Here is a 5,957-nt window from a genome sequence, read left to right on the forward strand (position 1 = left end):
CCCAAGGTGGGTTTTAACTACCCCCCAAGGTTTAGAAACCGGGTTTCTGCATTCAATTTGGGACATAAACCAAAGTAAAAAAAAGAAACCCGGTTTCTGGTGTACGACAAAACCACCCAGAAACCTCAACCCGTTTTCAACGGGTTTTAGCTATTAGCCTTGGGTTTTAACCCAAGGTGAGTTTCTCAACCCGTTTTCAACGGGTTTTAGCTATTAGCCTTGGGTTTTAACCCAAGGTGGGTTTTAACCCTTTCTACCCCCCAAGGTTTAGAAACCGGGTTTCTGCATTCAATTTGGGACATAAACCAAAGTAAAAAAAAAGAAACCCGGTTTCTGGTGTACAAGGTTTTAACATCACAATGTGTTGTGATATTGATCACACACCCTTGACACCCCTTTGCTCATTAACTTAACTTATATTTAGGATTGTTTCAATACATTACTATTTCATTATTTCCCCCCCCGATGTGCTACCGATCCAATGATCAAAAATTTGGGTTTCCAGACGTTCCTGTATCGCCCCTAGTGTGGGCGGCGGCGTTGGCTGAAACCCTCATGGCTGTAGGGGGGGGGTGGATGTTGCCCTCGATTTAAGGGGTGGGGCGACAGTCTGCCGAGACTATTTTTTAGTCGGAGAATATTTAGCTTTTGATTCTGGCTTTGGCCGGGTGAGCGTTTGGCTCATCCGGCTCTTTTGTTGTTGTTTTTTTTGGGAGGAAAAATGTTGAAAATAACTTAGATGTAGGGTGGGCATTGCCCACCCTACCAACTACTACCAACGAAACTTTAAGGAGAAGAAAATGAATGTAATACAATACAATCCTGGTCATACACAAGGAGTATTTCTAGGGGTTATAAATAATATTGGATTAGTGGAAAATTTCACTAATGCAGGTTTTTTACAGTTATGTCGGGTTCGACATAACGGAGACGCAATAAATCAGATCAATGCTATAAATGATTTATTGGGTTGGAACAATAATCCAATTCAAGGGTTTAAAGTGCAATCTTTTAATCTGAATCAACAAGGGTGGTTTATAGATCACTTGTGTCAACCTCCAGATCAACAAGCGGCAGATTATAATCCTTTCATACAAATAACAACCTTACCATTGCAACCACAACTTCCAGATTTAGAGTGTTTAGCTGTTTACTCTAATAATGGGCAAATAGTCGAAAATGGTGAGCTAGTGAGGGTTGCAAATAACCATTTACAAAGACCAATGCTATTTGATCAGCCAGCAAATCATGAGATAGACATTATTTTGGAATTCATGGTTATTTTGGTGTACAGCATTAATCAGCAATATTTTTTTCACGACTATAGGTTTTACTGGTCTTGGAATATTGCAACAGGAGCTAATTTTCAAGGCTTTAACTTTCCTTTTGTAGGAGAGCTTCCTCAGCTAAATCAAATGATGAATGTTTTACAAGAAGATTAAAGGAGAAGTAAACAATAAAGCTGAAAAGGCTATTTCCCTGCTAAATGCAGTCCTTCTCAAAACATTTTTACCTTTCTGTTCACATTAAAAATTCCAACATCCTAAAAACAATGAAATCACTCTTTTCAACTCAATGTGTCGCTCTTTCTCTTTCTGCTGGTATCGGTTTGGGTTCAGTATTAATCGGGGCTACACCAAGTGAAGCGCAAGTTACGATCAATGTGACGGGGGGCAGTGTTTCTGGTCTTCTTTCTTTCGATATCATACACAATCCAACTGGGACACTCATTACCCCCTATGGCGTTTATACTGGACCATTTGCAGCAGGAGAGATTAATAATGAGGCCAGCACTACGCCTGGAACAACGACGTTTCAATCTTTCAACAATAATGATTTTACAGGTAACGCTTATGTGAACGGCACATCGACCCCATTTACAGGCAACCTTGACTTGACGGTAGATTCAGCTTGGACTGCTGGTAGCAACGTTTCCAGAAACATTACGGACGGCACAATCACCCTGAATACACCCACCACCCTCGACGGGTTCTCGTTTGAAGCCCCTGTCACCCCACCCACACCACCCACACCCCCAGCGCCACCTGCACCCCCCGCATCACCTACCCCAGTTACCCCACCCACGACATCAGTTACCCCACCAACGACATCTGTTACCCCACCCGCATCACCCGCACCAGTTACCCCACCCGCCCAGGTTACACCACCCACCACTACAATTCCCGAACTCACCGCCACCAACTTCACCACCCCTGAACCCCTGACCGAACCCGGTGGCGTGGGACAAGCGCTGCTGCGTTCCCAAGAGCAACAAGCCCAACAATTCCGACCCAACGGGGTGCATACCCGCATCATCCCCACCTGGACACCGGGGCTGTATCAATAACCCACACAATGCCTGTCAAAAGCCAGAAAACGGGTAGGGTGCGTTAGGCGGCGATGGATGGTCAATTTCAACCGATTAATATTCACTCCGCCGTAACGCACCATCCCACAGTCCAAACGGTGCGTTACGCTCCGCTAACACACCCTACCGAATATGTAGATGTAGTCCAAACGGTGCGTTACGCTCCGCTAACACACCCTACCGAATATGTAGATGTAGTCCAAACGGTGCGTTACGCTCCGCTAACACACCCTACCGAATATGTAGATGTAGTCCAAACTTTGCTCTCCCCCCTTTTTAAGGGGGGCTGGGGGGGATCAACCACAGTATATCTAATGTTCATGCCGCCCTGCTGCATCCGCCCCCACCCTGTCAAAAGCCAGAAACCGGGTTTCTTTTTTTTCAACCTTGGTTTAAATCCCAAATTGAACGCAGAAACCCGGTTTCTAAACCTGCAAAAAAACACATTGTCACCGTGAACCTGTCTATACACCCAATTCCATTAACCACTATCATCACCCTCGCCCTAGCGAACCCTGCTACCGCCCAAACCCCCGACCTCCTCACCCCTGACCCGATGGGCTGACGGGGTGACAAGGAAGCTACAATGCTTGCTGAATGGCGGTTTTAGCTTTTAACCCCCTTTGGTAAAATAGCAATTTATTGGGACTGAGTGCCATCAATTTGACCACACAATCCTTAAACCTATCCCAAGCTCCGACCCAATTTTGTCCATATAAACCGAGCCAAAAGTTACTATTCTTGCTCACTTTGCCCTTAACTTTTCTCTGGCGACCAATGTAGGCTTGCTGACCTTTGCGTTTAATTGACTCTCCTTTGAAGGTAGATAAAGTATAGGCGATCGCTATTAGTAACACTAAACGAGTTAAGCGTTCTATATTAGCCTTTGAGCCTTCTAAATTATAGCCACCACTTTTACAATCTTTGAACATTTCTTCTATTCCAACCCGCTTTTTATAGGCTTTTATCGCTGTGGCTACATCGGGTAAATTCGTCAAGAGATACCAAGGTTCTTTTTCTCCTTTCCCTCGGTATTTTCTTTTCCAATACAACGCTAACGATAAGTCCTTCCCTTCTTCTTGATGGGTCACTTGTATCTCGGATAAAAAGAGTTGCTTTCCCGGTTTTATCCCTAACTCTTGTAATTGTTGTTTACTCTCTCCCGACCATTGCACATTGGTATCTTTTTTTTGTCTCAAAACAAATCCTACCTTCTTCTGTATGAGCCAGTTGGCTAGCTTGACACTATGAAATTCTCTATCCCCTAATACGATGACTTGATATTTTTTAAGTACCTTGAGGACTGGACGTAATAAAGCCTTTTGTTCCTCTAAGTTACTCGCTCCTTTTTTCTCTAAAAATTGCCAATATATCGGAATCGCTCTTTTTCCCATTACTCTCGCAGCCATAAAGAGATTCCTTTCTGCCCATTGCGTTCTATCTAGCACTATATAGACGGTTTGCTCTTCTGAAAATTGGCTTTGAATAATCCCTTGAATCAAGGGCAGCCAGATAGATGTCACTGATAGCTTTACTTGTTTGAGAAATCTTTGGATATGACGGCGACGACTTTCATATTTTATCGGTAAGGGAAAATGACTCGCTAATCTTTCTATTCTCACTTCCTTCTGATTTTGCAGTAAGCCCACTAACATTTCTAGCGTTAGGATTTGCTTCTCATTTAAGTATGGACTAATATAGCTATGGTATAATTTAGGTAACATTATTTTTGGCGGTCTGGGTTTTTACTCACGGCCGATTTTTTTTATATCATACTTTCTCCCTCTTGCCCACTACGCCTGACTTTCGCTCCTGTTGTCACCCCGTCAGCCCGATGGGACAAGTGACCGAGGTAAATCAATTGAGGGATGTTGCTCCTAACCATTGGGCCTATACCGCCCTAAACGACCTCATCCAACGGTATAACTGTCTCCAAGGCTACCCCAACAACACATTCCAAGGCCAACGCCCCCTCAACCGTTACGAATTCGCCGCCGGACTCAACGCCTGCGCCAACACCCTGGAAACCCTGCTCACAGAAAACGCCGATATTGTCACCCGTGCCGACTTAGACATCTTGCGCCGTCTAACCCAAGAGTTTGAAGCCGAACTCGCCACCCTCGACAGCCAAATCAATAACCTCGAAAGCCGAGTCAACTTCCTCAGCGATAGTCAATTTTCCACCACCACCAAACTCTACGGTCAAGTTGTAATGGGACTCCAAGGCCGCTTCAGCAACAGCGCCGATGCCCAAAAAGCCGACGAGACCTTTGGCAGAGACGGCAACCCCGACACCCCCGACCCCAACGACGAAATCAGCTTTGGCTATAACGCCCAACTGACCCTATTAACCCAATTCAATCCCCGCAGCTTCCTCCTAACGGGAATACAAGCCGGAAACCTCAACACCAGCGACTTCACCAGTAACTTTGGTCTGCTCAATAACAACTTTACCCGCCTTGGCTACGAGTCCAACACCAACAATGGCCTCATCCTCACCGATGCCAGCTATCGCCAACTCGTCACCGATAACCTAGCGATGATTGTGGGCCCGGCTGGTGTAAACCCCGTCAGCGTCTTCCGTGGTCCCTCACGGGTCGAAAGTGCCGGGTTTGGCCCCCTCTCCCGCTTTGCCCAACGCAACCCCATCAAACAAATCGGTGCAACCACCGCCGGAATTGGCTTCGACTGGCAACCCGCCCAAAAAATCAGCCTCCAAGGGTTGTATGCCGTCCCCTTCGCCAATACGTCCACAGCAGGTCTGTTCAATGATAGTTATATAGCCGGGGTACAAGCCTTCCTTACCCCCACCGAGACGATTGACGTGGCGCTGTATTATTTGAACTCCTATTCTGGCTCTAACGCGGGACGACTGCTCACTGGGGTGGGTGATAGTGATATTTCCTCGTTTACCGCCGCACGATTTAACACCGATGCCTTTGGCGCAACGGTCAACTGGGCAATTACTGAGGATGTGACTTTGGGGGGTTGGGTGGGGTTTACCACCTCGCGCCAGGTGAATTTTGCGGGGTCGGTACAAACCAATAACTGGATGGTCTCCTTGCAATTTCCTGATCTCTTTGCTGAGGGGAATTATGGCGGGATTTTCTTTGGCGTTCCCCCTCGGATTACGGAGAGTAATTTAACGGTTGATGGGTTTTTAGCAGGCAATTTACCGAGCATTTTTGAGGGGAATTTAGTCACCAATACCAATGGGGGACGGCGAGATAGTACCTATCATTTAGAGGCGTTTTATCGATCGCGGCTATCTCGCCATATTACCCTCACTCCTGGGGCAATTTTGTTGTTTAATCCGGGTCATAATGCCGGGAGTGATCCAATTTTGATTGTAGGATTGCGGACTACGTTTTCGTTTTGAGCAACTCACCTTGGGTTAAACCCCAAGGCTAATAGCGGAAGCCTGTTGAAAACAGGTTAAGAGGACTTGCTCAACAAAAGAGCCGCGGGACTCCCCCACCTCGGAACAGGTGGGGGAGGAAAGCGGGTGAGTCGATACCGCTTCTCCTGCGGAGACGCTGCGCGAACGATGCGGCTGAGACTCACAACCTCTTAGGCTACGCATAGACCA

The 5,957-nt window shown here is 46.4% G+C and carries 5 protein-coding genes; 3 read left to right on the forward strand and 2 right to left on the reverse strand.

Annotated elements, in window-relative coordinates; all coding sequences use genetic code 11:
• The first annotated feature begins 800 nt into the window (after positions 1-800).
• Entirely contained in the window at positions 801-1,442 is a 642-nt protein-coding gene (locus PN462_RS01775; protein ID WP_272126160.1) for a hypothetical protein, read from the forward strand.
• A 110-nt stretch (positions 1,443-1,552) separates the two neighbouring features.
• Positions 1,553-2,347: a hypothetical protein gene (locus PN462_RS01780; protein ID WP_272126161.1), complete on the forward strand. Its 795-nt coding sequence runs from the start codon at positions 1,553-1,555 to the stop codon at positions 2,345-2,347.
• Between the two features lie 602 nt (positions 2,348-2,949).
• Here the strand turns inward: PN462_RS01780 and PN462_RS01785 are convergent.
• The gene (locus tag PN462_RS01785; RefSeq protein ID WP_272126162.1) at positions 2,950-4,092 is read right to left on the reverse strand and encodes an IS4 family transposase; all 1,143 of its coding nucleotides are present in this window, start codon (positions 4,090-4,092) and stop codon (positions 2,950-2,952) included.
• A 110-nt stretch (positions 4,093-4,202) separates the two neighbouring features.
• On the opposite strand from PN462_RS01785, the gene PN462_RS01790 reads away from it, so the two are divergent.
• Entirely contained in the window at positions 4,203-5,747 is a 1,545-nt protein-coding gene (locus PN462_RS01790; protein ID WP_272126163.1) for an iron uptake porin, read from the forward strand.
• 15 nt (positions 5,748-5,762) lie between these two features.
• Here PN462_RS01790 and PN462_RS01795 read toward each other — a convergent pair.
• Positions 5,763-5,957, reverse strand: a 195-nt coding sequence (locus tag PN462_RS01795) for a hypothetical protein (RefSeq protein WP_272126164.1), incomplete at its 5' end; no start/stop codon positions are given.

The organism is Spirulina sp. CS-785/01 (assembly GCF_028330525.1).
GTDB lineage: Bacteria > Cyanobacteriota > Cyanobacteriia > Cyanobacteriales > Spirulinaceae > JAQMSD01.